This is a genomic window from Aliivibrio sp. SR45-2 (assembly GCF_963890165.1).
GTDB lineage: Bacteria > Pseudomonadota > Gammaproteobacteria > Enterobacterales > Vibrionaceae > Aliivibrio > Aliivibrio salmonicida.
Window position 1 is genome coordinate 146,347 of the sequence record NZ_CAWPRC010000172.1, and the last position, 21,642, is coordinate 167,988.

The 21,642-nt window shown below is 38.2% G+C and carries 23 protein-coding genes; 15 read left to right on the top strand and 8 right to left on the bottom strand.

The features are described from left to right. Positions 1-72 precede the first annotated feature (72 nt). The 10 genes from nrdR to AACV33_RS15810 all read left to right on the top strand — a co-directional run bounded on the left by nrdR (position 73) and on the right by AACV33_RS15810 (position 9,484). The gene (gene nrdR, locus AACV33_RS15765) at positions 73-522 is read left to right on the top strand and encodes a transcriptional regulator NrdR (RefSeq protein WP_012549693.1); all 450 of its coding nucleotides are present in this window, start codon (positions 73-75) and stop codon (positions 520-522) included. Between the two features lies 1 nt (position 523). Next, a complete protein-coding gene (gene ribD, locus AACV33_RS15770; protein ID WP_182699423.1) occupies positions 524-1,645 on the top strand; it encodes a bifunctional diaminohydroxyphosphoribosylaminopyrimidine deaminase/5-amino-6-(5-phosphoribosylamino)uracil reductase RibD in 1,122 nt (373 codons plus the stop codon). Between the two features lie 3 nt (positions 1,646-1,648). Next, positions 1,649-2,305 carry a riboflavin synthase gene (locus AACV33_RS15775; protein WP_017023076.1) on the top strand — a complete coding sequence of 219 codons (657 nt, stop codon included), beginning with the start codon at positions 1,649-1,651 and terminating at the stop codon, positions 2,303-2,305. A 36-nt stretch (positions 2,306-2,341) separates the two neighbouring features. Further along, entirely contained in the window at positions 2,342-3,451 is a 1,110-nt protein-coding gene (ribBA, locus tag AACV33_RS15780) for a bifunctional 3,4-dihydroxy-2-butanone-4-phosphate synthase/GTP cyclohydrolase II (RefSeq protein ID WP_065592103.1), read from the top strand. Between the two features lie 149 nt (positions 3,452-3,600). After that, positions 3,601-4,071, top strand: coding sequence for a 6,7-dimethyl-8-ribityllumazine synthase (ribH, locus tag AACV33_RS15785; RefSeq protein ID WP_012549697.1), 471 nt, complete (start codon positions 3,601-3,603; stop codon positions 4,069-4,071). Next, entirely contained in the window at positions 4,071-4,538 is a 468-nt protein-coding gene (gene nusB / locus AACV33_RS15790; RefSeq protein ID WP_012549698.1) for a transcription antitermination factor NusB, read from the top strand. The genes ribH and nusB overlap by 1 nt, the downstream gene beginning before the upstream one ends. An 89-nt stretch (positions 4,539-4,627) precedes the next feature. Then, positions 4,628-5,620 (top strand): thiamine-phosphate kinase, encoded by a 993-nt coding sequence (gene thiL, locus AACV33_RS15795; protein ID WP_017023078.1) that lies wholly within the window; start codon positions 4,628-4,630, stop codon positions 5,618-5,620. 2 nt (positions 5,621-5,622) lie between these two features. Continuing rightward, complete coding sequence (gene pgpA / locus AACV33_RS15800) at positions 5,623-6,126, top strand: phosphatidylglycerophosphatase A (protein ID WP_012549700.1); 504 nt, start codon at positions 5,623-5,625, stop codon at positions 6,124-6,126. After that, positions 6,127-7,242 (top strand): substrate-binding domain-containing protein, encoded by a 1,116-nt coding sequence (locus AACV33_RS15805; protein WP_182699424.1) that lies wholly within the window; start codon positions 6,127-6,129, stop codon positions 7,240-7,242. It abuts the gene before it with no gap. A 4-nt stretch (positions 7,243-7,246) separates the two neighbouring features. Continuing rightward, positions 7,247-9,484: a LuxQ periplasmic sensor domain-containing protein gene (locus AACV33_RS15810; protein WP_182699425.1), complete on the top strand. Its 2,238-nt coding sequence runs from the start codon at positions 7,247-7,249 to the stop codon at positions 9,482-9,484. Here AACV33_RS15810 and AACV33_RS15815 read toward each other — a convergent pair. Then, entirely contained in the window at positions 9,481-9,756 is a 276-nt protein-coding gene (locus AACV33_RS15815; protein ID WP_012549702.1) for a hypothetical protein, read from the bottom strand. The genes AACV33_RS15810 and AACV33_RS15815 overlap by 4 nt on opposite strands. An 88-nt stretch (positions 9,757-9,844) precedes the next feature. On the opposite strand from AACV33_RS15815, the gene AACV33_RS15820 reads away from it, so the two are divergent. Beyond that, positions 9,845-10,195, top strand: coding sequence for a putative quinol monooxygenase (locus tag AACV33_RS15820; protein ID WP_017023081.1), 351 nt, complete (start codon positions 9,845-9,847; stop codon positions 10,193-10,195). A 69-nt stretch (positions 10,196-10,264) separates the two neighbouring features. On the opposite strand, the gene dxs is transcribed toward AACV33_RS15820, so the two are convergent. The 3 genes from dxs to xseB are packed head-to-tail and all read right to left on the bottom strand — an operon-like array spanning position 10,265 to position 13,302. Beyond that, the gene (gene dxs / locus AACV33_RS15825; RefSeq protein ID WP_182699426.1) at positions 10,265-12,148 is read right to left on the bottom strand and encodes a 1-deoxy-D-xylulose-5-phosphate synthase; all 1,884 of its coding nucleotides are present in this window, start codon (positions 12,146-12,148) and stop codon (positions 10,265-10,267) included. A 22-nt stretch (positions 12,149-12,170) separates the two neighbouring features. Then, positions 12,171-13,067, bottom strand: coding sequence for a (2E,6E)-farnesyl diphosphate synthase (ispA, locus tag AACV33_RS15830; protein WP_182699434.1), 897 nt, complete (start codon positions 13,065-13,067; stop codon positions 12,171-12,173). Next, positions 13,060-13,302, bottom strand: a complete 243-nt coding sequence (gene xseB / locus AACV33_RS15835; RefSeq protein WP_012549706.1) for an exodeoxyribonuclease VII small subunit — start codon at positions 13,300-13,302, stop codon at positions 13,060-13,062. Before xseB ends, ispA begins: the two co-directional genes overlap by 8 nt. 279 nt (positions 13,303-13,581) lie before the next feature. Here xseB and pomA point away from each other — a divergent pair, with 279 nt between their 5' ends. The 3 genes from pomA (at position 13,582) to thiI (ending at position 16,905) form a co-directional block, all read left to right on the top strand. Continuing rightward, a complete protein-coding gene (pomA, locus tag AACV33_RS15840) occupies positions 13,582-14,346 on the top strand; it encodes a flagellar motor protein PomA (protein WP_012549707.1) in 765 nt (254 codons plus the stop codon). Positions 14,347-14,360: 14 nt separating this feature from the next. Further along, positions 14,361-15,290, top strand: a complete 930-nt coding sequence (locus AACV33_RS15845) for a flagellar motor protein MotB (protein ID WP_017023084.1) — start codon at positions 14,361-14,363, stop codon at positions 15,288-15,290. A 166-nt stretch (positions 15,291-15,456) separates the two neighbouring features. Next, positions 15,457-16,905 (top strand): tRNA uracil 4-sulfurtransferase ThiI, encoded by a 1,449-nt coding sequence (gene thiI, locus AACV33_RS15850; RefSeq protein ID WP_017023085.1) that lies wholly within the window; start codon positions 15,457-15,459, stop codon positions 16,903-16,905. Between the two features lie 61 nt (positions 16,906-16,966). Here thiI and AACV33_RS15855 read toward each other — a convergent pair whose 3' ends face one another. After that, on the bottom strand, positions 16,967-17,884 hold the full coding sequence (locus AACV33_RS15855; RefSeq protein ID WP_065611388.1) for a LysR family transcriptional regulator: 918 nt from the start codon (positions 17,882-17,884) through the stop codon (positions 16,967-16,969). Positions 17,885-17,997: 113 nt separating this feature from the next. Between AACV33_RS15855 and AACV33_RS15860 the strand changes: the two genes are divergently transcribed. Next, complete coding sequence (locus AACV33_RS15860; RefSeq protein WP_039799137.1) at positions 17,998-18,903, top strand: DMT family transporter; 906 nt, start codon at positions 17,998-18,000, stop codon at positions 18,901-18,903. A 69-nt stretch (positions 18,904-18,972) separates the two neighbouring features. On the opposite strand, the gene AACV33_RS15865 is transcribed toward AACV33_RS15860, so the two are convergent. From AACV33_RS15865 to AACV33_RS15875, 3 genes are all read right to left on the bottom strand, one after another. Further along, complete coding sequence (locus AACV33_RS15865) at positions 18,973-19,563, bottom strand: DJ-1 family glyoxalase III (protein WP_182699427.1); 591 nt, start codon at positions 19,561-19,563, stop codon at positions 18,973-18,975. Further along, positions 19,560-20,453: a 2-dehydropantoate 2-reductase gene (gene panE, locus AACV33_RS15870; RefSeq protein ID WP_339379727.1), complete on the bottom strand. Its 894-nt coding sequence runs from the start codon at positions 20,451-20,453 to the stop codon at positions 19,560-19,562. Before panE ends, AACV33_RS15865 begins: the two co-directional genes overlap by 4 nt. A gap of 107 nt (positions 20,454-20,560) precedes the next feature. Further along, entirely contained in the window at positions 20,561-21,385 is an 825-nt protein-coding gene (locus tag AACV33_RS15875) for a nucleoside-specific channel-forming Tsx family protein (RefSeq protein ID WP_023603644.1), read from the bottom strand. Positions 21,386-21,642 lie beyond the last annotated feature (257 nt).

Sequence of the window (21,642 nt, forward strand, 5' to 3'; positions counted from 1 at the left end):
TCTTCTTAGTCTCGGTGATAGGCACCGATCCGCTTTTCTTGTACACTAAACAAAAAATAATAGGAGGCAAGAATGCATTGTCCATTTTGTAGTGCTACAGACACAAAAGTTATCGATTCTCGATTGGTTTCTGATGGTCATCAAGTTCGTCGTCGTCGCCAATGTTTGGCGTGCAGTGAACGATTTACTACGTTTGAATCCGCTGAACTTGTTATGCCTAAAGTGATTAAGTCTAATGGCAATCGTGAACCGTTTGATGAAGATAAATTATCGGGTGGTTTGTATCGTTCATTAGAAAAACGTCCCGTAAGTGCTGATTTGGTTGAGCTTGCTTTAAATACAATTAAATCAAAGCTAAGAGCAACTGGTGAGCGTGAAGTACCTTCGGAGATGATCGGCAATTTCGTTATGGATCAACTAAAGGAACTCGATAAAGTGGCGTATATTCGATTCGCATCCGTATATCGTAGCTTTGAAGACATTAAAGAGTTCGGCGAAGAAATTGCAAAACTAGAGAAATAAAATGAAATTTACTCCTCAAGATCACCTGATGATGCAGCGCGCTATTCAATTAGCCAAGCGCGGTATTTATACGACGGCACCGAATCCAAATGTGGGCTGCGTACTCGTTAAAAATGGTCTTATTGTTGGTGAAGGGGCACACCTTAAAGCGGGTGAGCCTCATGCTGAAGTTCATGCTTTACGCCAAGCAAGTGAGAATGCGAAGGGGGCAACGGCTTACGTTACTTTAGAACCGTGTTCTCATTATGGTCGAACCCCCCCTTGTGCTGAAGGGTTAATAAAAGCTGGCGTAGTCAAAGTTATTTGTGCCATGGTTGATCCAAACCCACAAGTAGCGGGCCGAGGTTTAGCGATGTTAGAAGCCGCAGGAATAGAGACCGCGTCAGGCTTATTAGAAACGGAGTCTCGTGCACTGAATCCTTCATTTTTAACTCGAATGGAAACGGGAAAACCGTTTGTTCAATTAAAAATGGCGGCCAGCTTAGATGGTAAAACAGCGCTGAAAAATGGTGTAAGTCAATGGATCACATCGAAAGAAGCACGACAAGATGTACAGCGTTATCGTGCACAAGCCGGAGCGATTCTATCTACGGCAAAAACGGTTATTGAGGATAATGCCTCCCTTAATGTTCGTTGGAGTGATTTACCGTCTTCAATTCAAGAATCGTATTTAGAAGCAGAGGTAAGGCAGCCATTACGTGTCATTTTAGATCGTCAACATCAACTTACTTCTGAACTTGCTCTGTTTAACACAACTGGAAAAGTGGTTACCGTTTCTCACCAACCTTCACATCCTCTTAGCCATCCAGAAAGTCACTTGTATTGTGATTTTGATAATAATAAACAATTAGTATTGTCTGATGTAATACAAAAAATAGCCCAAGAACATAATGTAAACCATCTTTGGGTTGAAGCTGGTGCAACACTTGCTGCAAGTATGATTTGCGAAGGTCTGGTCGATGAACTTATTATCTATTTGGCGCCAAAGTTAATGGGTGCAGATGGCCGAAGTATAGTGAACCTCATCGGATTAGAAGCGATGTCTGAAGCAATTAATTTAGACATTAGTGATATTCGAATGGTCGGCAAAGATATTCGAATTACAGCAACAATAGTAAGGTAACGTATGTTTACAGGAATTATTGAATCAATCGGTACACTTCAAGCCATCACGCCTAAAGGTGAAGATGTTAGTGTCACAGTTAATGTTGGCAAATTAGACATGGGCGATGTGAAATTAGGCGACAGTATTGCGACTAATGGCGTTTGTCTAACCGTCGTAGCGATGACAAAAAATAGTTATACCGCTGATTTATCTTTAGAGACATTAAAGCGTACTGGTTTTGTCCATTATAAAGCAGGCGATAAAGTCAATCTTGAAAAAGCGATGTTGCCGACAACTCGTTTTGGTGGACACATTGTCTCTGGCCATGTTGATGCGGTAGGGGAAATAATTGAACGTCACCAAACAGGCAGAGCGGTCGAGTTTTGGATCCAATTACCTCAGGATTTAGCTAAATATGTGGTAGAAAAAGGCTCAATAACGATCGATGGCATCAGTTTGACCGTGAATGATTTACGTAAAAATGCATTTAAACTTACTATTGTGCCCCACACTGCATCGGAAACGACGATGGATACATTCACTGTTGGAAAAAAAGTGAATCTAGAAGTGGACTTAATTGCACGATATTTAGAAAGACTTGTGATCGGACAGAAAGAAGAGCAACCTCAGTCTTCTGTTACGATGGATCTTTTGGCAAAATCAGGTTTCTTAAATTAACCATTTAACCTAACTAATATATTAAAGGTATTTCACATGGCAATTAGCTCAGCAAAAGACATTATTGAAGATATTCGCTTAGGTAAGATGGTTATCCTGATGGATGATGAAGATCGTGAAAATGAAGGCGATTTAATCATTGCAGCAGAAAAAATTACACCAGAAGCGATCAATTTCATGGCAACACATGGTCGTGGTTTAATTTGTTTAACAATGACAAAAGATCGTTGTGAAAAGTTAGGTCTGCCACCAATGGTGCAAGACAATAACGCACAATTTACAACTAACTTTACTGTTTCTATTGAAGCCGCTGAAGGGGTTACTACGGGTATTTCTGCAGCAGACCGTTCTCGTACTGTTGAAGCTGCCGTTGCTAAAAATGCTGTTGCTGCTGATCTTGTTCAGCCAGGTCACATTTTCCCTCTTGCAGCACAAGAAGGCGGAGTGTTAACTCGTGCGGGACACACTGAAGCTGGTTGTGATCTAGCTCGTTTAGCCGGTTTTGAACCTGCAGGTGTTATCGTTGAAATCCTAAATGATGATGGCTCGATGGCTCGTCGTCCTGATCTGGAAATTTTTGCTGAAAAACACGATGTTAAATTAGGCACGATTGCTGACTTAATTGAATACCGTAATAACAACGAAACAACGATTGAACGTGTTGCTGAGTGTAAATTACCAACAGAGTTTGGTGATTTTGATCTAGTGACTTACCGTGACACGATTGATAATCAGCTTCATTATGCAATGAAAAAAGAAAATACATCAGGTATTGCGCCATTAGTACGAGTTCACCTTCAAGACACCTTCACCGATATCCTTCATTCAGATCGTTGTGCAGAACGTAGCTGGACATTACCAACGGCAATGCAACGTATAGCGGCCGAAGGTGGTGTACTTATTATTCTTGGTAATGAAGAGTCAACGGACAGTATTGTACATAAAATCAAAGTATTAGAGCGTCAAGATAACGGTGAGTCGCCTACAATGGCGAAGAAGCAAGGTACGTCACGTCGCGTTGGTGTTGGCTCACAAATCTTAGCGGACATGGGTATCTCAGACATGCGTCTGCTGTCATCTTCTTCAAAGCGTTACCATTCATTATCAGGCTTTGGTCTGAATGTAGTAGAATACGTTTCAAAATAAGCGTATTGATGGGCTCTATTGTGTAAATAGAGCCCAAATAATTAGATATTTGTCACAAAGCTGTGATAGAATTCGCCGATTCTCACTATGATATGTAGTTGAAAATAGTTACCCAGTTTAATTGGAATAATATAGATACAGGAAGGCTTATGAACGTAATTGAAGGCGGCGTTGCTGCTCCTAATGCGAAAATTGCAATTGTCATTTCTCGCTTTAATAGCTTTATTAATGAAAGTCTACTTTCAGGCGCTATCGATACTCTAAAGCGTTTTGGTCAAGTATCTGAAGAAAACATCACTGTTGTTCGCTGCCCTGGCGCCGTAGAATTACCATTAGTTGCTCAACGAGTAGCTAAAACAGCAAAATATGATGCAATTGTTTCATTGGGTTCTGTTATCCGTGGTGGTACACCACATTTTGAATACGTATGTAGTGAATGCAATAAGGGTCTAGCACAAGTATCTTTGGAATATAGCATTCCAGTGGCATTTGGTGTTTTGACTGTTGATACAATCGATCAAGCAATCGAGCGCGCCGGTACCAAGGCTGGTAATAAAGGGGCGGAGGCTGCACTAAGCGCACTCGAAATGATTAATGTTCTGTCTCAAATAGAATCCTAATGGGAGTTAGTGTGAAACCAGCCGCACGTCGTAATGCACGTCAATTTGCGCTTCAAGCAATTTATTCATGGCAAATAAGCAAAGAAAATGTTGCTGCTATTGAAGAACAGTTTTTAACTGCAGATAAGTATGATGAAGAAGAGCATCATGCAAAAGAGCCTAAACTACAAGCTCCAGAGACTGATGTAGCGTACTTCCGCGATCTTTTCTCAGGTGTTGCTCTTAACCACATTAAGTTAGACGGTAAAATGCGTCCATACTTATCTCGTCCACTTCAGGATCTTGATCAGATGGAGCTTGCGTTATTACGTATGTCTATCTATGAAATGATGAATCGTGACGATGTACCTTACAAAGTAGTTATCAATGAAGCGATTGAACTTGCAAAAGTGTTCGCAGCAGAAGATAGCCACAAATTTGTAAATGGTGTATTAGATAAAGCGGCTCCAACATTACGTAAAAAGTAAGTTGGAATTAGCATACTAATTAATACTAAAGGTCAGCTAATTGCTGGCCTTTTTTATACCTTAAATACAAGATAAGAATACTTAATAATATGACCAGTGAATTTAATTTAATTGAACGGTTCTTTGTTGAAGGGAACTTATCAAGAAAAGACGTAGAACTTGGTATTGGAGATGATTGCGCTTTAGTGTCAGTACCAGAAAACCACCATGTTGCCATTACGACAGATACTTTAGCTGCAGGAACTCATTTTCTTTTAACTGCTGACCCTGTCAATGTTGGTTACAAAGCGCTTGCTTCAAATCTGAGTGACTTAGCTGCGATGGGAGCAAAACCTACATGGGTGTCTTTGGCATTAACATTACCAGAGCCAAATGAAGAATGGCTTAAAGGGTTCTGTGACGGCTTTTTTGGTTTAGCAAAATTGCATAACGTGCAACTGATCGGCGGAGATACAACAAAAGGGCCATTAAGTATTACGATTACAGTTCAGGGTATTGTTCCAAAGGGTGAAGCGATGACTCGTAAAGGTGCACTCTGCGGTGATGATATTTATGTGACCGGAACATTAGGTGATAGCGCTGCAGGCCTTGAGGTTATTCTTGAACAGACAAATGATATTGAATTACCCTTAGCAAAAGAGCTTGAATATCGACATTATTATTCATCACCACGAATCGAATTAGCGCAAGAAATACGTCATTTATGCCATTCGGCACTGGATATTTCTGATGGTGTAATTTCTGATTTAGGCCATATACTGAAACAATCAAACGTGAATGCATTATTAGAAGTTACTCTTTTGCCTATCTCTAATGAGCTAAAATCTTATCATCATGGTGATGATGAGAAGTGTCAAAAAATGGCATTAATAAGTGGAGAAGAATATGAACTTTGCTTTACTGCACCAAGAGAGAATCGCGAAGCAATAAAAAAAATAACGACTCTTTTAAATCAAAACGTTAGTATAATTGGTGAAATTACACAGGGTCCATTTACTAATTTACAGAGTGGCGTACAATTAGTAAAAGAAGGCAAGCAATTAGATTGGAGCCTATATGGTTACGATCATTTCAGGAGTTAAGCATGACAAATCCATTAGCACTTATTAGTTTAAAAAATCCGTGGCATTTATTAGCGACAGGCTTTGGCAGTGGTTTGGCTCCTATTATTCCGGGAACGATGGGCACCCTTGCTGCGATACCATTTTATTTATTATTGGCTCAGCTTCCCTTTTACCTTTTTGTAATTGCAGTGATTTTTTCTGCTCTTATTGGTATTAAGATTTGTGATATTACGTCTTCAGATATGAAAGTACATGATCACGGATCTATTGTGTGGGATGAGTTTGTTGGTCTTTGGATCACAATGAGCATTGTGCCTTATTTAAATTTATCAGTAACAGATTGGAAATGGTTACTTACAGGGTTTATATTATTTCGATTTTTCGACATGGTAAAACCTTGGCCAATTGGATGGCTAGATAGTAAAGTTCATGGCGGCGTTGGTATTATGATTGATGATATTGTCGCTGGATTTATGGCTCTAATTAGCTTGTGGTTAATTGGTAAATATTCTGGTTGGTTGTAAATGAGTAACACTTGTTTAACGTTAAGAACTCTATTTGTTGTTACTTTTTATTGTTTAAGTAGCGTGAGTTTTGCTCACGCTGACCCAGTGCTTGTTGGTTATTGGGGATATGATGAGTATTTAGCAGAGCACCCAAAAGAAAAAGTGCTTACAAATGAGTTAAGAGTCATGGTTAATAATGAACCTATTCCATTGACGATTAAACAAGAAAGACCAATTAAAATTTCCTTTATTTATCCAGGTGAGCAGTCATCTGATTATTGGACTCGAAATATTGTCGCATTTGAATCTCGATTAAAATCTTTAGGTATTAATTATGAATTAATACAAGTATCGACACGCCTCAATGTTGATTTTAAAGAACAGAGTCGATCATTATATGAAGCCATAAATAATAAATCTGATTATTTAATTTTTACATTAAATACAAGTCGACATCGTAAGTTTGTGGAGCATGTAATTCAAAGCCCTGATATTAAAATAATACTTCAAAATATAACGACACCAGTAAAAGCATGGGCTGATAGCCAACCATTGTTGTATGTTGGGTTTGACCATATTATTGGTACGAAGTTAATTGCTGATTACTTTAAAAATCGATTTCCTGATGGTGCTAAATACGGAATGCTTTATTATTCGTATGGTTATTTAAGTACGGCAAGAGGTGATGTTTTTGTACAATCAATGGATAATAATAAATATACATTAACGTCGTCATATTATACGGAAGCGACGGCAGAGAGTGCCTATAAAGCGACTCAAAATATCATGAAAAATAACAGTGATGTTGATTTCATTTATGCATCATCAACAGATATCGCTCTTGGTGCAATTGAAGCGTTAGGGGAAATGCCGAGTTTGAATCCCCTTGTTAATGGATGGGGAGGCGGCTCTTTAGAGTTAGAGGCGATTGAAGATGGAAGATTAGATGCAACCGTTATGCGTATGAATGACGATACCGGAGTAGCAATGGCTGAAGCGATAAAGCTGGATTTAGAGGGAAAGGAAGTACCAACTGTATTTTCTGGCGATTTTGAAGTGGTAACATCAGAAACGACAGAAGAAGAGTTACGTCAATTTAAAGAATGCGCATTCCGTTACTCAGGAATTGATTGATCGCATGAATGATAAAAGGAAAGTACTGAAAAAAGCGTCGTTAGCAGATTTAATATTTCGTGCTATTTTTATTATATTTTCTATTTTGACCGTAGGTATTACTATTCATACTTATCAATTAAGCGTGAATACCATTAATGAAGAAGTTAAACGGAATTTAGAACAAACATCGGCACTATTAGAAAATTATTTTAATCATCGTCTAGCTATTTTACAAATTAGGCAAGATACAGATGCAGGCAGTCTCGGATTAAAAGATCATTATGGTAATGATCGAATTTTAAATTTAGAACAGTATTTTTCAGATATAGAAGCAAAAGAACCCTCAAACTCACCTGACTTTCGTTTTCTTGAAGCGAACAATCATGTTTTTTGGAGTGATGATAATCACTTGTTTCTTGGTATGAACTCTGAAAATTTAAAATATATTATAGATAAAAATATTTATATTAATACATGGTATTATTTAACGGTAACCACGGACAAAAAGATAACCCATCTCCTCATTAGACGAACACCGGTTGTTAGTTCTTTTACTGGCGAAGTTAGAAGTTATTTATACAATGCCGCAATATTAAATAATAACATTTCGTTTGTTCATAGTTTAAAGAGGGTGAGTCGTAGCCAAGAAATCTTTATCGTTAATAATAAAAAATTAATCTCATCAACGATAAAGAAAAGTACCGCCAGGTATGCAGAGGTTGAAGAATGTATTGGAAATGGTGTTGAGACCTTTGCTGGTAAGATCTTAAATTATACCCCGCTAAAAATAAAATCATTAAATGGTTCTTTATCGATCGTATCATTAAAAAATAAAGAGAACGTGACGTTACTTGAACAGCGTTTTATTTATAGTGTTGTTCTTTCTTTTTTTGTATTGATTGCTATTGCGGTATTAGTCCGTGGCCTATTTGAACACCGAATTTTATTAGCATTAAACGCGCTTCTTTCTTACGCAAAAAGTGTATCGAAAAAAAATGGAAATAAGCATTATCTTGGCAGTGGGATCCTTGAATTTGATCAAATAGGCGCAAAACTTGAAGATATCTTTATTGAGCTCATTGAGGCAAAAGAAGAGAGTCATAAAGCGCAAGCAGCCGCTGAAAAATTAACTCAAGTTAAGTCTGATTTTCTTGCAAGAATGAGCCATGAAATCCGCACGCCATTGAATGGTATTCTAGGGATCTCTAGTTTATTAAAACAAGCTCAACTTCCTTTAGAGCAGAAAAAACAAATTCAAATCATTCATCAAGGTGGAGAGCATTTATTAGCGGTATTAAACGATATTTTAGATTTCTCTCAGATAGAGCAAGATAAGTTAAATATTAATTTTGAAGAGTTTGTTCTTGATGACGTACTCGATACGATTAGTGCGATATACACACCACTTTGTATGGGAAAAAACATTACGTTTAATCTAAATAATAAAATTGATACCGACGTGATTTTATATACTGATAAAGTACGATTAACTCAAATTCTATTTAATTTATTGAGCAATGGTGTGAAATTTACTGAGCTTGGACAGGTCACCCTGAGCTTAAATCTTGAATCAAAAAATGGACAAATATTTTTATGTTTTGATGTCGAGGATACCGGGGTTGGTATTGGTATTGAAAACCAAGCATCGGTGTTTGACCCATTTATACAAGTGGAATCGACTGGAACAAGAAAATTTGGTGGCAGTGGTCTCGGTTTGGCGATCGTTAAGCAATTACTGCATTTGCTTAATGGGTCGATTACGGTTGTTAGCTCGCCGGGTTTAGGGACGTCATTTACGATTAGGTTGCCTGTTGAAGTGATCGAGTATAAAAAAGCACTGCCTTCTGAAGCATCAAGCCATCATGAATATTTATTGCCAATAAATTTGAAAGTATTATTGGTAGAAGATAATAAATCGAATGCGTATATCGCAAAAGCATACTGTCAAAAATACAGCTTAGATGTAACGTGGGTAACTTCTGCGGCTGAAGGGATTCAAATGATTAAAGAGCACTCATTTGATTTGGTTTTGATGGATAACCAAATGCCAGAAATGAGTGGGATAGAAGCCACAAGATACATAAGAAAAACACTTAATTTGAGTCTGCCAATTTATGCTTATACTGCGGATGTTTTAGAAGACGCGACAAACGAATTCTTATCGGCAGGTGCGGATTACATTATAACTAAGCCAATTAAAGAAAAATCGATTTTAGATGCTTTGGTTTTTTATAAAGCAGAGCTAAAACGAAAAAATTAACTGCGTTTAATTCGAACGACTTTCATTATTTCAAGTTCAAAACCGGCAAGAGACTCAGTACTAGGATAGTAAGTCATGTTTACATTCGCGCCTTTAAGTGATTTGTACGCTTGGCTTCGTTTAAATTTAAACGGAGTATTGCAGTTTTCAATCATAACGGTATGCAGCACCCAATCTCCAACTTCACGTTGAGTGTGAGAGGTTACTTTCATATCCGTACTATGAGTTAGGTCTTGATGTTTATTCAACATTTTATCTACGTCTGATTTCATTGGGCTCACCAGTAATATATACACAGAACCATGATAATCTTATTTTCAACGCATTGTTACTATTCAACCATAATATAGGGAAATTACCATGTCTAAGAAAGTCTATTGCATTGCTCAATTTTTACCAAAAGAAGGTAAATTGAATGAGCTATTTCGTGTGCTTCAAGCGTTAGAACCTAACACTATGCGAGAAGATGGTTGTCAGCAATATATAGTGACTCGTCAGTTACAGAGTCCATTTGCTGAAGGAGAAAGCTATCCTATTGCATTCAATGAGATTTGGGCTAATAACGATGTATTTGAAGCTCATTGCCAACGTGAAGAAATTAAACAATTTTTTGAGCAGCAATGCATTGCTGAAGATGGGTTGGTCGATAAGTGGAATGTATGTATTTATAGCGATGAACCAAATGATTTTGATGCACCGAAATTAAATTAGATAATCGTACTTATTACAGTGATAAAAAATGCCACAACGTTGTGGCATTTTTTTATGAAATGATATGAATTATAAATCCAGATAATCTCGGATTTGTTTTTCAATACCTGTTGCATCTAACATTAACTCAGCATGCATTTCTTCTTGTGTTCCTTGAGCAATAAATTGGTCAGGTAAGCCAAGTTGAAGTACTGGTTTGATTAGACGGTTTTTCATTAAGAACTCAATAACGCCTGAGCCGGCACCACCTGAAATTGCATTCTCTTCAATAGTCACTAATACATCATGGCTTGTAACTAACTCACAAAGTAAGGCTTCATCTAACGGTTTAGCAAAACGCATATCGGCAACCGTTGCGTCTAGTTTTTCTGCCGCTTCTACACTGTTCGATAAAAAAGTGCCGAAGTTTAAGATAGCAACACGTTCGCCTTTTTCTGTGATTTTAGTTTCACGGATTAATCGACCTTTACCTATTTTTAACGCTTGCATTTCTTTATTAACCTCAATACCAGTCGCACTTCCTCGAGGATAGCGAACAGCACTTGGTCCAGTATGTTTATGTCCGGTATAAAGCATCTGGCGACATTCATTTTCATCGCTTGGGGTCATAATTACCATGTTTGGAATACAGCGCATAAAGCTGATGTCAAAAGCACCTTGATGGGTTTGACCATCGGCACCAACCAGACCAGCACGGTCGATAGCAAACATTACAGGCAAATTCATAATGGCAACATCATGAATCAATTGATCATAACCACGTTGTAAGAACGTTGAATAAATGGCGACAATAGGGTTATAACCTGCGATAGCCATACCACTGGCTAGCGTTACTGCGTGTTGTTCTGCAATTGCAGTATCAAAATATTGACCTGGGAATTCTTTTGAAAAGCGAACCATGCCAGACCCTTCACGCATTGCAGGTGTGATGGCCATTAATTTGTCATCGTCTTTTGCCATATCGCAAAGAAAATCACCAAAAATGTTTGAGAACGTTGGTTTTCCACCTGATGACTTCGGTAATGAGTGATTGCTTGGATCAAATTTAGGTACGCCATGATAGCTAATAGGATCTTTTTCTGCAGGCTCATAGCCTTTGCCTTTTTTCGTCATAATGTGTAAGAACTGCGGACCTTTTAGGTTGCGCATATTCTTAAGAGTACGAACTAATTCGTTTACATCATGACCATCGACAGGACCAATATAATTAAAGCCTAGCTCTTCGAACATCGTTCCAGGAATGACCATCCCTTTGATATGTTCTTCAGTACGCTTAAGTAATTCTTTAATCGTAGGGGTACCAGAGAGTACTTTTTTACCACCTTCACGAATGGAGGTGTATAAACTGCCTGATAATACGCGAGCTAATTGATTATTAAGTGCGCCAACATTTTCTGAAATTGACATCTCATTGTCATTTAAGACAACTAACATATCTGGGTGTATGTCACCGGCGTGGTTTAATGCTTCAAACGCCATGCCTGCCGTAATAGCACCATCACCAATAACACTAATGACTTTTCTATTGGCTTGCTCTTTTTCAGCACAGATAGCTAAACCCAGAGCGGCGCTTATCGAGGTTGAAGAGTGACCAACAGAAAGCACATCATATTCGCTTTCATCGCGCCATGGGAAAGGGTGTAATCCATCTTTTTGACGAATGGTAGACAGTTTTTCACGGCGACCCGTTAAGATCTTATGAGGGTAAGCTTGATGGCCTACATCCCAAATAAGTTGATCAAATGGGGTATTGTAGACGTAATGTAAAGCGACAGTCAGTTCAACTACACCAAGCCCAGAAGCTAAATGGCCACTCGATTTACTGACAGACTTTAAAAGATAAGCACGAAGCTCATCACATAAAGCAGGTAGGCTTTCTTTTGGCAAAGAACGTAGTTCATCTGGTGTGTTTGCCAAAGCCAGAATTGGGTATTTTGAAATATCAAGTGACATAATTATTCAGCGCTTATCTGTTTTAGTTTTTACGCTCGATGACGTATTGAGCGAACGCTTGCATTGCATCCGTGTTATATGGAATATCATCTAATGCAGTGATAGCCGTTTGGTATAATTGTTCTGCTTTCAGTTTAGCACCATCAAGGCCTAATAAAGCAGGATAGGTACTTTTCTCTAAGGCTATATCAGAGCCTTGAGGTTTTCCTAATGTTTCGGTGTCACTTGTGATATCTAAGATATCATCTTGAACTTGAAAGGCGAGACCAATAGCGTCTGCGTATTTTTCAAGTTGTGGAAGTATTTGTTTGCCTTTTTCACCAGCACATAACGCACCAAGTTGAATGGCACTTTTCATTAATGCACCGGTTTTGTTGGCATGGATTTGCTCTAAAGAGGCTAAATCTACTCGCTGCCCTTCGGCTTGTAGGTCAAGTGATTGACCCATACACATCCCTGATGCCCCTGATGCTTTAGATAATACTCGTATCATATCAATACGCGAGGATTCAGCTTCTTCTGCTAGGGTACCGTTAGCCAAAATTTCAAAGGCTAAAGTTTGCAATGCATCGCCAGCGAGAATGGCTGTTGCTTCATCGAATTTAATATGACAAGTTGCATGACCACGACGTAAATCGTCATTATCCATAGCTGGTAAGTCATCATGAATTAATGAGTAAGAATGAATACATTCAACTGCCGCCGCAGGCGCATCTGCATGCTCACTATCTATGCCTAACATTTTAGCCGTAATATAGACGAGATAAGGACGTGCGCGTTTGCCACCTAATAATAATGCGTATTTCATTGCATCAGTAAGCGGTTGTTGCTGAATTTCAATCTTTTCAAGCCATTGATTTAAATGTTCAATGTTACGCTGTTGAAAAATAGGCAGTTGTTGTTTTAGTGAATCAGTCATCATTGGCATCAAAAGGGGTTAGTTCTGCATTATCATCAGCTTGAAGGAGAATATCGACACGTTGTTCAGCTTGAGTCAGTTTTTCTTGACCTGCTCGTGCTAATGAAATGCCACGCTCAAATTTCTTTAAGGCATCTTCAAGGGGCAAGTCGCCACTTTCTAACTGATTCACGACAGAATCCAATTCTTCAATTGCCGCTTCAAATGTCAAATTTTCCGGTTTTTTTACAGCCATAATGATTCACTCTTAAAATGATCCAAGAAAGGTAACTCAGAGAGGGGAGAGGGTCAATTGAACTGATGAGAAAGTGTAGGATAAAGGTAAAATTTAGTAATAAAGGGTTACTTTTTAATCTAACGCGCTTTAAAGCATGTTTTTTCACAAATAAAATTAAACCATCTTGCATTGTGGTCGATATAAAAAGAAGCGGTAAAAATCTGCCATATATTAGTGGCTTAATTTTTGCTTAGCACACTATACATAAACACAAGCAGCAAGATAGGGGAGCGCTCTGTGGATTTAGCAACGTTAATAGGCTTAGTTGGTAGTTTTGCATTTATCATCATGGCAATGGTACTAGCGGGTGGCTTAGCCATCTTTATGGATGTTACATCAGTTCTTATTGTATTTGGTGGTTCAATATTTGTTGTACTAATGAAGTTTACGGTAGGTCAATTTTTTGGCGCAGGTAAAATTGCGGCTAAAGCTTTTATTTTTAAAACCGATGAACCCGTTGATTTAATTGTCACCATTGTTGAAATGGCTGATGCTGCTCGAAAGGGTGGTTTTCTTGCATTAGAAGAAAAAGAGATCAGCAATTCATTTATGCAAAAAGGCATTGATTTGTTGGTTGATGGCCATGACGCGGAAGTCGTTAAAGCGACACTGCAAAAAGACATCGCATTGACGAATGAGCGACATGAAAAAGGCATTGGTGTTTTTACCGCCTTTGGTGATGTAGCCCCTGCGATGGGTATGATTGGTACACTAATCGGCTTGGTCGGTATGTTATCAAACATGGATGATCCTAAGTCAATTGGTCCTGCCATGGCTGTCGCACTTTTAACGACGCTTTATGGTTCAGTTATTTCAAATATGATTGCATTCCCTATTGCACATAAATTGGAATTACGTAAAGAACAAGAAAAACTAAACCGTCGTTTGATCCTTGATGGCATTCTTGCGATTCAAGATGGTCAAAATCCTCGTGTTATTGATAGTTATCTACGTAATTATTTAAACGAGAAAAAACGCGTTGTTGATACTGGCGAAGAATAGATTAGGAGCTCATGATGGAAGATGAAGATAAGTGTAAATGTCCTCCTGGTTCCCCTATATGGATGGCAACATTTGCGGATTTAGCAACGCTATTAATGTGTTTCTTTGTTTTATTGCTTTCTTTTTCGGAAATGGATGTACTGAAATTTAAACAAATTGCAGGCTCCATGAAATTCGCGTTCGGCGTTCAGAATGTGCTTGAAGTAAAAGACATTCCAAAAGGGACAAGTGTGATTGCGCAAGAGTTTAGACCTGGGCGACCAGAGCCGACACCGATTGAAGTGATTATGCAGCAAACGATCGATATTCCTCAGAAAACATTGGATTTTCATGATGGAGAATCGGATCGTGCGGGTGGTTCAAAACGCGAAGCTGGTAATTTAACTGGTGGAGAATCATCGTCTACATCGACGCAGACTAATGCGCAAAGTGACGCTGAATCTCAAAGTCAAAACCAGAGCCAGCAAGAGTTAGAAGAGACAATTAAAAAAGCGTTAGAGCGTGAAATTGCGGAAGGTGCAGTAGAAGTTGAAAACTTAGGTCAGCAACTTGTTATTCGTATTCGTGAAAAAGGTGCATTCCCTGCGGGGTCCGCATTTTTACAACCTAAATTTCGCCCGTTGATTCGTCAGATTGGTGAGCTAGTTAAAGATGTTCCCGGCATTATTCGTGTTTCTGGTCACACTGATAACCAACCATTAGAGTCGGAATTATACCGTTCGAATTGGGATCTATCAGCTCAGAGAGCGGTATCGGTTGGGCATGAAATGCTGCGAGTTAAAGGGTTTAATAGCGATCGTTTACGAGTTCGTGGTATGGCATCAACAGAGCCATTAGGTCCTAATAAAACAGCAGCGCAACGGGCTAGAAACCGTAGAGTTGAAATTAGTATCATGCAAGGCAAACCGTATGAAAGTGATGAAGTACCTGTAGCGCAAAACTAAACAAGACTAATTACGTAACGTAATTAGGGATATTAAACAGGAAAGGCGGGTTGAATTAGCAACCTGCCTTTTTTTTGGGTATAATCTTGCGCCTCAGATTAGGGCATCGCCAATCTAATCTAATCGTATTTATTTGATCGTTACACCACACCAGTGAAGCCTATTTATGAAGTTTATCGTTAAGCCACATCCAGAAGTTTTTGTTAAAAGTGATTCAGTACGTAAGCGTTTTATTCGTATTCTTGAAACGAATTTACGTAGCATCATTCAACGTGATACCAAAGGCGTTGAAGTGATTAACCGTCGTGATTACATTGAAGTTTCAGGTCTTGATGGCACATACCGTAATCAAGTACTTACGGCTGTAACGCATACTCCGGGTATTCACCATACGTTAGAAGTAAAACAAACAGCATTTGCTGATATGCACGACATCTATGAACAATGTTTAGAGATGAACCGTGAGATCATTGAAGGAAAAACATTCTGTGTTCGTGTGAAGCGTCGTGGTACTCATCCATTTACATCGATTGAACTAGAGCGTTACGTAGGTGGCGGTTTAAATCAGGCGGTTGAATCTGCAAAAGTAAAATTAAAAAATCCTGACGTTACCGTTAAGTTTGAAGTTGAAAATGAAAAACTAAACTTAGTGATTGCTCGCCATAAAGGTCTTGGTGGTTTCCCTCTTGGAACTCAAGAAGATGTATTAAGTTTGATCTCTGGTGGCTTTGATTCAGGCGTTTCGAGTTACTTACACATCAAACGTGGTTCAAAAGTGCATTACATGTTCTTTAACCTAGGTGGCCCTGCTCACGAAATTGGTGTTAAACAAGTTTCTCATTTCTTATGGAAGAAATACGGTTCATCTGCAAAAGTAAAATTCATTGCGGTCGATTTTGAACCTGTGGTTGCTGAGATCCTTGAGAAAGTTGATGATGGTCAAATGGGTGTTATCCTAAAGCGTATGTTTATGCGTGCAGGTGGCATGGTTGCTGAGAAGTTAGGTATCCAAGGTATGGTTACTGGTGAAGCGCTAGGTCAAGTATCAAGCCAAACACTGACTAACTTACGTCACATTGATAATGTCACTGATACATTGATCCTTCGCCCGCTAATCAACTGGGATAAAGAAGACATCATTAATGTTGCTCGTGAAATTGGAACGGAAGATTTTGCTAAAACAATGCCTGAGTATTGTGGTGTTATTTCTAAGAAACCAACCATCAAAGCTGAAAAATTCAAATTAGAGAAAGAAGAAGCTAAGTTTGATTTCTCTATTCTTGAGCAAGTGATTTACGATGCTCGCGTGATGGATATTCGTGCGATTGAAAAAGAAAGCCAAGAGCAAGCACCTGAAGTTGAAATGGTGTCTGAGCTAGGTTCTGATGTGGTTGTTCTTGATATCCGTAGTGCGGAAGAAGAAGATGAAAATCCATTGGAAATAGAAGGTGTTGAAGTTAAACACTTGCCTTTCTTTAGAATTGCGACTCAGTTTGGTGATTTAGACCAATCTAAAGAGTACCTATTGTACTGTGATCGCGGTGTAATGAGCCGACTTCAAGCGTTATTGTTGATTGAAAATGGCTACAAAAATGTGAAAGTTTACCGTCCGTAACTTGCGACGTATTAATTATGTAGAATGAGATAAAGAGAGCTGAATAATTAGCTCTCTTTTTTTATGTCTGCGTTTTAAATTGTTGAACCATAAAATCAATAAATACTCTCAACCTATTAGGCATATGATTACTTCTTAAGAACTGCATAATTATCTCACCTGTGTAATTTCCCTGAAGTTTCCAATCTGGCAGTACTTCTATTAACTTTCCATGAGTAAGATCTTCTCTTACAACAAAGTCAGGAAAGACACCGATACCAAGATGGTGTTTGACTGCATCCAATCGCATTCCTGTGTGGTTAACAATAAATTGGCCATTAACCGTCATGGTTAAGCACTCATTACCTTTCTCAAATTGCCATTGGTTATCATGTTGAGTTTCACCAAGGTATAAACAATCGTGAGCACTTAATTCTATAGGATGGTTGGGGATTCCTTTTTGTTTTAAATACTCTGGAGAAGCACAAAGGAGCAAATCTACATCCCCTAGTTTTTTAGCGACTAAGTTTTCTTGAGGACTGTTTGTAAGTTTGAAAATTAGGTCAAGATTGTCATGAATAGGATCGCAAGGTTGATCGGTTACTTTTATCTTGAGAGTAATGTGTGGGTAGTGATGAACAAAGATACGAAGAAGAGGTTGCAGCACTTTATTACCAAAGGCTTTCGGTGTGGCAATCCTTAATTCACCTTCAATTTTATTGTTATTACTGTCAGATACGTTTACAACCTCTTGAGCGTTATCGACAATGTTTTTACAATAATTATAAGTATCTTGTCCAGCAACGGTCAGAATTTGTTTTCTAGTCGTTCTTTCTAATAGCTTCACTTGTAGTGCTTTTTCAAGTCGAGAAACCTGACGACTTACCCCTGATGGTGTCATATCAAGAATGATCGCAGCTTTACTGAAACTTCCTGAGTCCACTACGGTTACAAAGGCAGCCATATCTGGTAGTAGGGTAATTAGCTTATTTATGTCCATCAGTCACAAAAGATTTGATTTAAGAGGGGATTATTTAACCTATCAGTTTCCAGTATGTTAGTGCAAATAAGGATGTGAGTTATGTTATCTCACAAGGAAAAAAGAGAATAGCGATGGAAAGCTGTGTAACTAGAGAGCAACAAGGCCCCCTTAATCAATACCTTCCTCCTTTGATGTTATTACTTGTTGCTATCTTTTGGGGGACAAGCTATGGGATTGCGAAAGAAGCCCTTTTATTTACTGGAGTGTTGGTTTTTTTAGTGATTCGGTTTGTTATGACAACACTCATTTTATTACCCATCGTTATTTATCGAAAAAATATAGCGCATTGGAAATCGGTTATTCCAACAGGGTTTATTTTATTTTTAATCTTCGTGTGTGAAACGTATGGAATAAAAAACACAACAGCGTCTAATGCTGCTTTTCTTATTAGTTTGTTTGTCGTTTTTACTCCATTTGTTGAATGGCTTATAAATAAAAATAGACCCACGAATAAGCTCTTCTTTTTATCTATTATGTCTGTCATTGGTGTGTTTTTATTAACCAATGCTAACGTTCATCAAATTAATATAAATATTGGCGATGTTTTAATGTTAATGGCGGCCGTATTAAGAGGGTTTATGGTCGTATTTACTAAAAAAGTGATGGTTGATAAAGAGGTTGATCCTATTATGGTGACAAGCGTTCAATCAAGTGTTGTCTCGATTCTTTCTATTATTTTATTGTTGTTTATTCATGGTACTGAATTTATTGACACCATTCCAATGGAGTTCTCTTTCTGGTTGTTAGCTCTTTATCTTGTTTTATTTTGTACCGTATTTGCTTTCTATGCTCAAAATTACAGCGTGAAGAAGATGTCGCCGACTAGGGTTTCTATCTTAATGGGAAGTGAGCCTATATTCGGTGCTCTGTTTGCTTTTTTATGGTTGAGTGAAAGTTTTACGATTATTCAAATAATGGGAGCAAGTCTTATTTTTATCGTAACCTTCATAGTGACGAGAAAAGAAGCCGCATCATAGTGTAGAGAAAGAAAAAAGAAGGAAATCCCAATGGAAATTTTATTTGGCATTGGGATTTCAAGCATCCGATTAGGCTTGATGGTAATTTAATGTTGGTAGTGTTACTAAGTCTGTCGCTAATTGAGCAGTCAGTTCTTTACCACCAAATTGCGTCACAATTTCCATTGCAAACTCCAGTGCAGAACCCGGGCCTTGACTTGTAATTAGGTTATTTAGCACATCAGTAAACACACGTTTTACTCGGCGATTTTGTTCTGGGATGTGGTGCATTAGTGTTGGGTAACACGTCATTAAAGCGGCAGGATAAATATTATGATGTTGGAGTACGATGGCAGGCGCTGCGCAAATTGCTGCAACCCATTTACCATCGTCTTTTTGTTGTTTTAGTAGCTCAATTAATAATGTACTGTCGCGGAAGTTTTCAGAGCCTTTTAATCCACCAGGAAGGACAATACAGTCAAATTCTTCATCAGCCACATCGACTAATTTTACGTCTGCCGTTAGTGTCATTCGTTGAGCTGCTTTCATTGTTAATGAGCCATCAAAGGCAGTACTAGCAATGGTGACCTTAAATTTAGCGCGCTCTAAAATATCAATAACGGTAATGGCTTCAAGTTCTTCCGTTCCGGGAGCAAGACAGACTAGAATATTGGTGGTCATAATAAGTACTCTTCTAATTGTTTAATTTTATTATACAAGGCTTGGTTGGTTGGGATTGAAATACGATGTTTCTTGGCTTGCTGTAAAAGATAACCAGTAATGAAGTCGATTTCACTTTTTCGTTGATAAAAACAATCTCGATTCATTGACGAGTAATTTACAGACGTTGCGGTAATCACTTGATTAACGGTGGTGATTAATTCCTTTAAAGACCAATCAATGTGATTTTTTTCAAGCACCAGATAGACTTCATTACAGATAGTTAAAACATCACTATGCAATTTAGGATGCAGTAGATCGCCATTTTTACATTGATGGATTGCGGTTAATGGGTTTATTGCGCAGTTAATGGCGAGCTTTTTCCAAAGTGCGGTTTGGATTGATTCATTCCATTCAACATTAGTAAGAGAGTGTTCGAGCACCTCTTTCATAAATAAGCATTGCTTACCTAATGAGTTAAATGGACCAATAACCGTTGCACCTACACCAGTATGCTCTACGTGGTTTTTATTGTGTTTTAGTGCCGCGTGCGTCGTTGTGGCTTGCAGTATAGGGTGATGCGTTAGTTCATTTCCCATAGTATCAATTGCACCCATACCATTATGCATGAAAAGCAATATGGTCTCTTTTGATAAAAGAGGAAGTAACGGAAGAAGGGCGAGGTTAACTTGCCATGCTTTGACTGTAATAAAAAGTAAATCACAATGGGGTAATGATTCAGGATTGTCACAAGAGAATTGATGAGATGAGTTTTCTTGTGCAGACAAAGACAGTGATATATCTGAAGGGACGGTATTTCTTGTCCATAAAGAGACGTTATGACCTGCTTTTTGAAAATAACATGCCCACAATGAACCTACAGCTCCAGGGCCAAGAATGGTGATATTCACACTCATATCCGTCGAAGATAAATAATGGAAGTAGTGTAATGGGTTTACTACAAAAAACAAAGGCGCTCATGATGAGCGCCTTAATAAAATCGAGATTCTAGCTTAGATTAGAATTTGTAAGTAACAGCGATGTAATGACCTACACCTGATGATTCAAATGAGTCAGTATCTTTGATTCCGTAAATGTCTTTATATAATTTTAAACCATAACCAACAGCAAATTGATTTGAGTGCCAGTAGATACCATTGTACATAGCACCACCATTACTTGCTGAACTATATTCTTCTTTCATACCAAATTGCCAATCGATGTAACCTTGGTAAGAAATAAATGAACCATTATCAAAGTTATAGAACGGTTTGAACCAGTTAGTTGAAATTTGGAAACCGTTCCAGTCTTTAAGGTTTGAATCATAATTTCCGTATAGGTTTAATCCCATTTTACCAAACCATGGAACCATGATATCAGAGCCTAAACCGATTTTTTGTTGATTTACACCAAAAGTACCGTTTTCACCATTTTCATCGGGAGCGATTGTATTTACGCCATCCCAAGTCATTTCTGATGCAACATATAACTCTTTTACAGGACCAAAAGAAAGGTCTTTACCTGTTAAACCATCTATAGACATACGTGGTGCAAATTTCATGAACATTTTAGCTTGAGAGCTTGCTTTGTCGCTGCTAGGGTTGCTTGTTAAGTTAAACACATCAACATAACCATAAAGATCAAAGATACCTGAGCGGCCGCCAAATTCCATTTCTAGATAATCATGGTTAGAATCACCTGGTTTTTCATTGAATGCCCCCATTAAGTTAAACTGCATAAACTTAAAATCATTCTTATGAATGTCACCGTCGCTGTAATCTGCAGCGAAAGTAGGCGCAGAAAGAGTAGCAAGAACAGATAGAGCTAAAAGGGGTTTACGCATAATGGCATCTCTATAGTTATGTATTACTAATAATCAGCAAGTAGGTTTAATTCTTGCCCTTAAGTTGTGCACATAATATAGATAAAGTTCACTTTTTTAAATGCAAAAAATGTAATGTTGATGTTATATGTAGATCTTGATCTTGTTTATAAATTTAACTTTAAATAAACAGTGATCAAAATCACTTACTTGACGTTAATTTGACATGATTTTGTGATCTGGAAACAATAAAGCCCCCGGGTTAGGGGGGCTTTGGT

Bases quoted from the DNA above. Each gene is read 5' to 3' on its own strand.
- thiL (WP_017023078.1), top strand. From the start codon at position 4,628: ATGACCAGTGAATTTAATTTAATTGAACGGTTCTTTGTTGAAGGGAAC.
- AACV33_RS15805 (WP_182699424.1), top strand. From the start codon at position 6,127: ATGAGTAACACTTGTTTAACGTTAAGAACTCTATTTGTTGTTACTTTT.
- AACV33_RS15845 (WP_017023084.1), top strand. From the start codon at position 14,361: ATGGAAGATGAAGATAAGTGTAAATGTCCTCCTGGTTCCCCTATATGG.
- AACV33_RS15860 (WP_039799137.1), top strand. From the start codon at position 17,998: ATGGAAAGCTGTGTAACTAGAGAGCAACAAGGCCCCCTTAATCAATAC.
- AACV33_RS15815 (WP_012549702.1), bottom strand. From the start codon at position 9,756: ATGAAATCAGACGTAGATAAAATGTTGAATAAACATCAAGACCTAACT.
- ribH (WP_012549697.1), top strand. From the start codon at position 3,601: ATGAACGTAATTGAAGGCGGCGTTGCTGCTCCTAATGCGAAAATTGCA.
- AACV33_RS15875 (WP_023603644.1), bottom strand. From the start codon at position 21,385: ATGCGTAAACCCCTTTTAGCTCTATCTGTTCTTGCTACTCTTTCTGCG.
- ispA (WP_182699434.1), bottom strand. From the start codon at position 13,067: ATGACTGATTCACTAAAACAACAACTGCCTATTTTTCAACAGCGTAAC.
- nusB (WP_012549698.1), top strand. From the start codon at position 4,071: ATGGGAGTTAGTGTGAAACCAGCCGCACGTCGTAATGCACGTCAATTT.
- AACV33_RS15865 (WP_182699427.1), bottom strand. From the start codon at position 19,563: ATGACCACCAATATTCTAGTCTGTCTTGCTCCCGGAACGGAAGAACTT.
- pgpA (WP_012549700.1), top strand. From the start codon at position 5,623: ATGACAAATCCATTAGCACTTATTAGTTTAAAAAATCCGTGGCATTTA.
- AACV33_RS15775 (WP_017023076.1), top strand. From the start codon at position 1,649: ATGTTTACAGGAATTATTGAATCAATCGGTACACTTCAAGCCATCACG.
- AACV33_RS15855 (WP_065611388.1), bottom strand. From the start codon at position 17,884: ATGGACATAAATAAGCTAATTACCCTACTACCAGATATGGCTGCCTTT.
- dxs (WP_182699426.1), bottom strand. From the start codon at position 12,148: ATGTCACTTGATATTTCAAAATACCCAATTCTGGCTTTGGCAAACACA.
- xseB (WP_012549706.1), bottom strand. From the start codon at position 13,302: ATGGCTGTAAAAAAACCGGAAAATTTGACATTTGAAGCGGCAATTGAA.
- nrdR (WP_012549693.1), top strand. From the start codon at position 73: ATGCATTGTCCATTTTGTAGTGCTACAGACACAAAAGTTATCGATTCT.
- thiI (WP_017023085.1), top strand. From the start codon at position 15,457: ATGAAGTTTATCGTTAAGCCACATCCAGAAGTTTTTGTTAAAAGTGAT.
- AACV33_RS15820 (WP_017023081.1), top strand. From the start codon at position 9,845: ATGTCTAAGAAAGTCTATTGCATTGCTCAATTTTTACCAAAAGAAGGT.
- ribD (WP_182699423.1), top strand. From the start codon at position 524: ATGAAATTTACTCCTCAAGATCACCTGATGATGCAGCGCGCTATTCAA.
- ribBA (WP_065592103.1), top strand. From the start codon at position 2,342: ATGGCAATTAGCTCAGCAAAAGACATTATTGAAGATATTCGCTTAGGT.
- AACV33_RS15810 (WP_182699425.1), top strand. From the start codon at position 7,247: ATGAATGATAAAAGGAAAGTACTGAAAAAAGCGTCGTTAGCAGATTTA.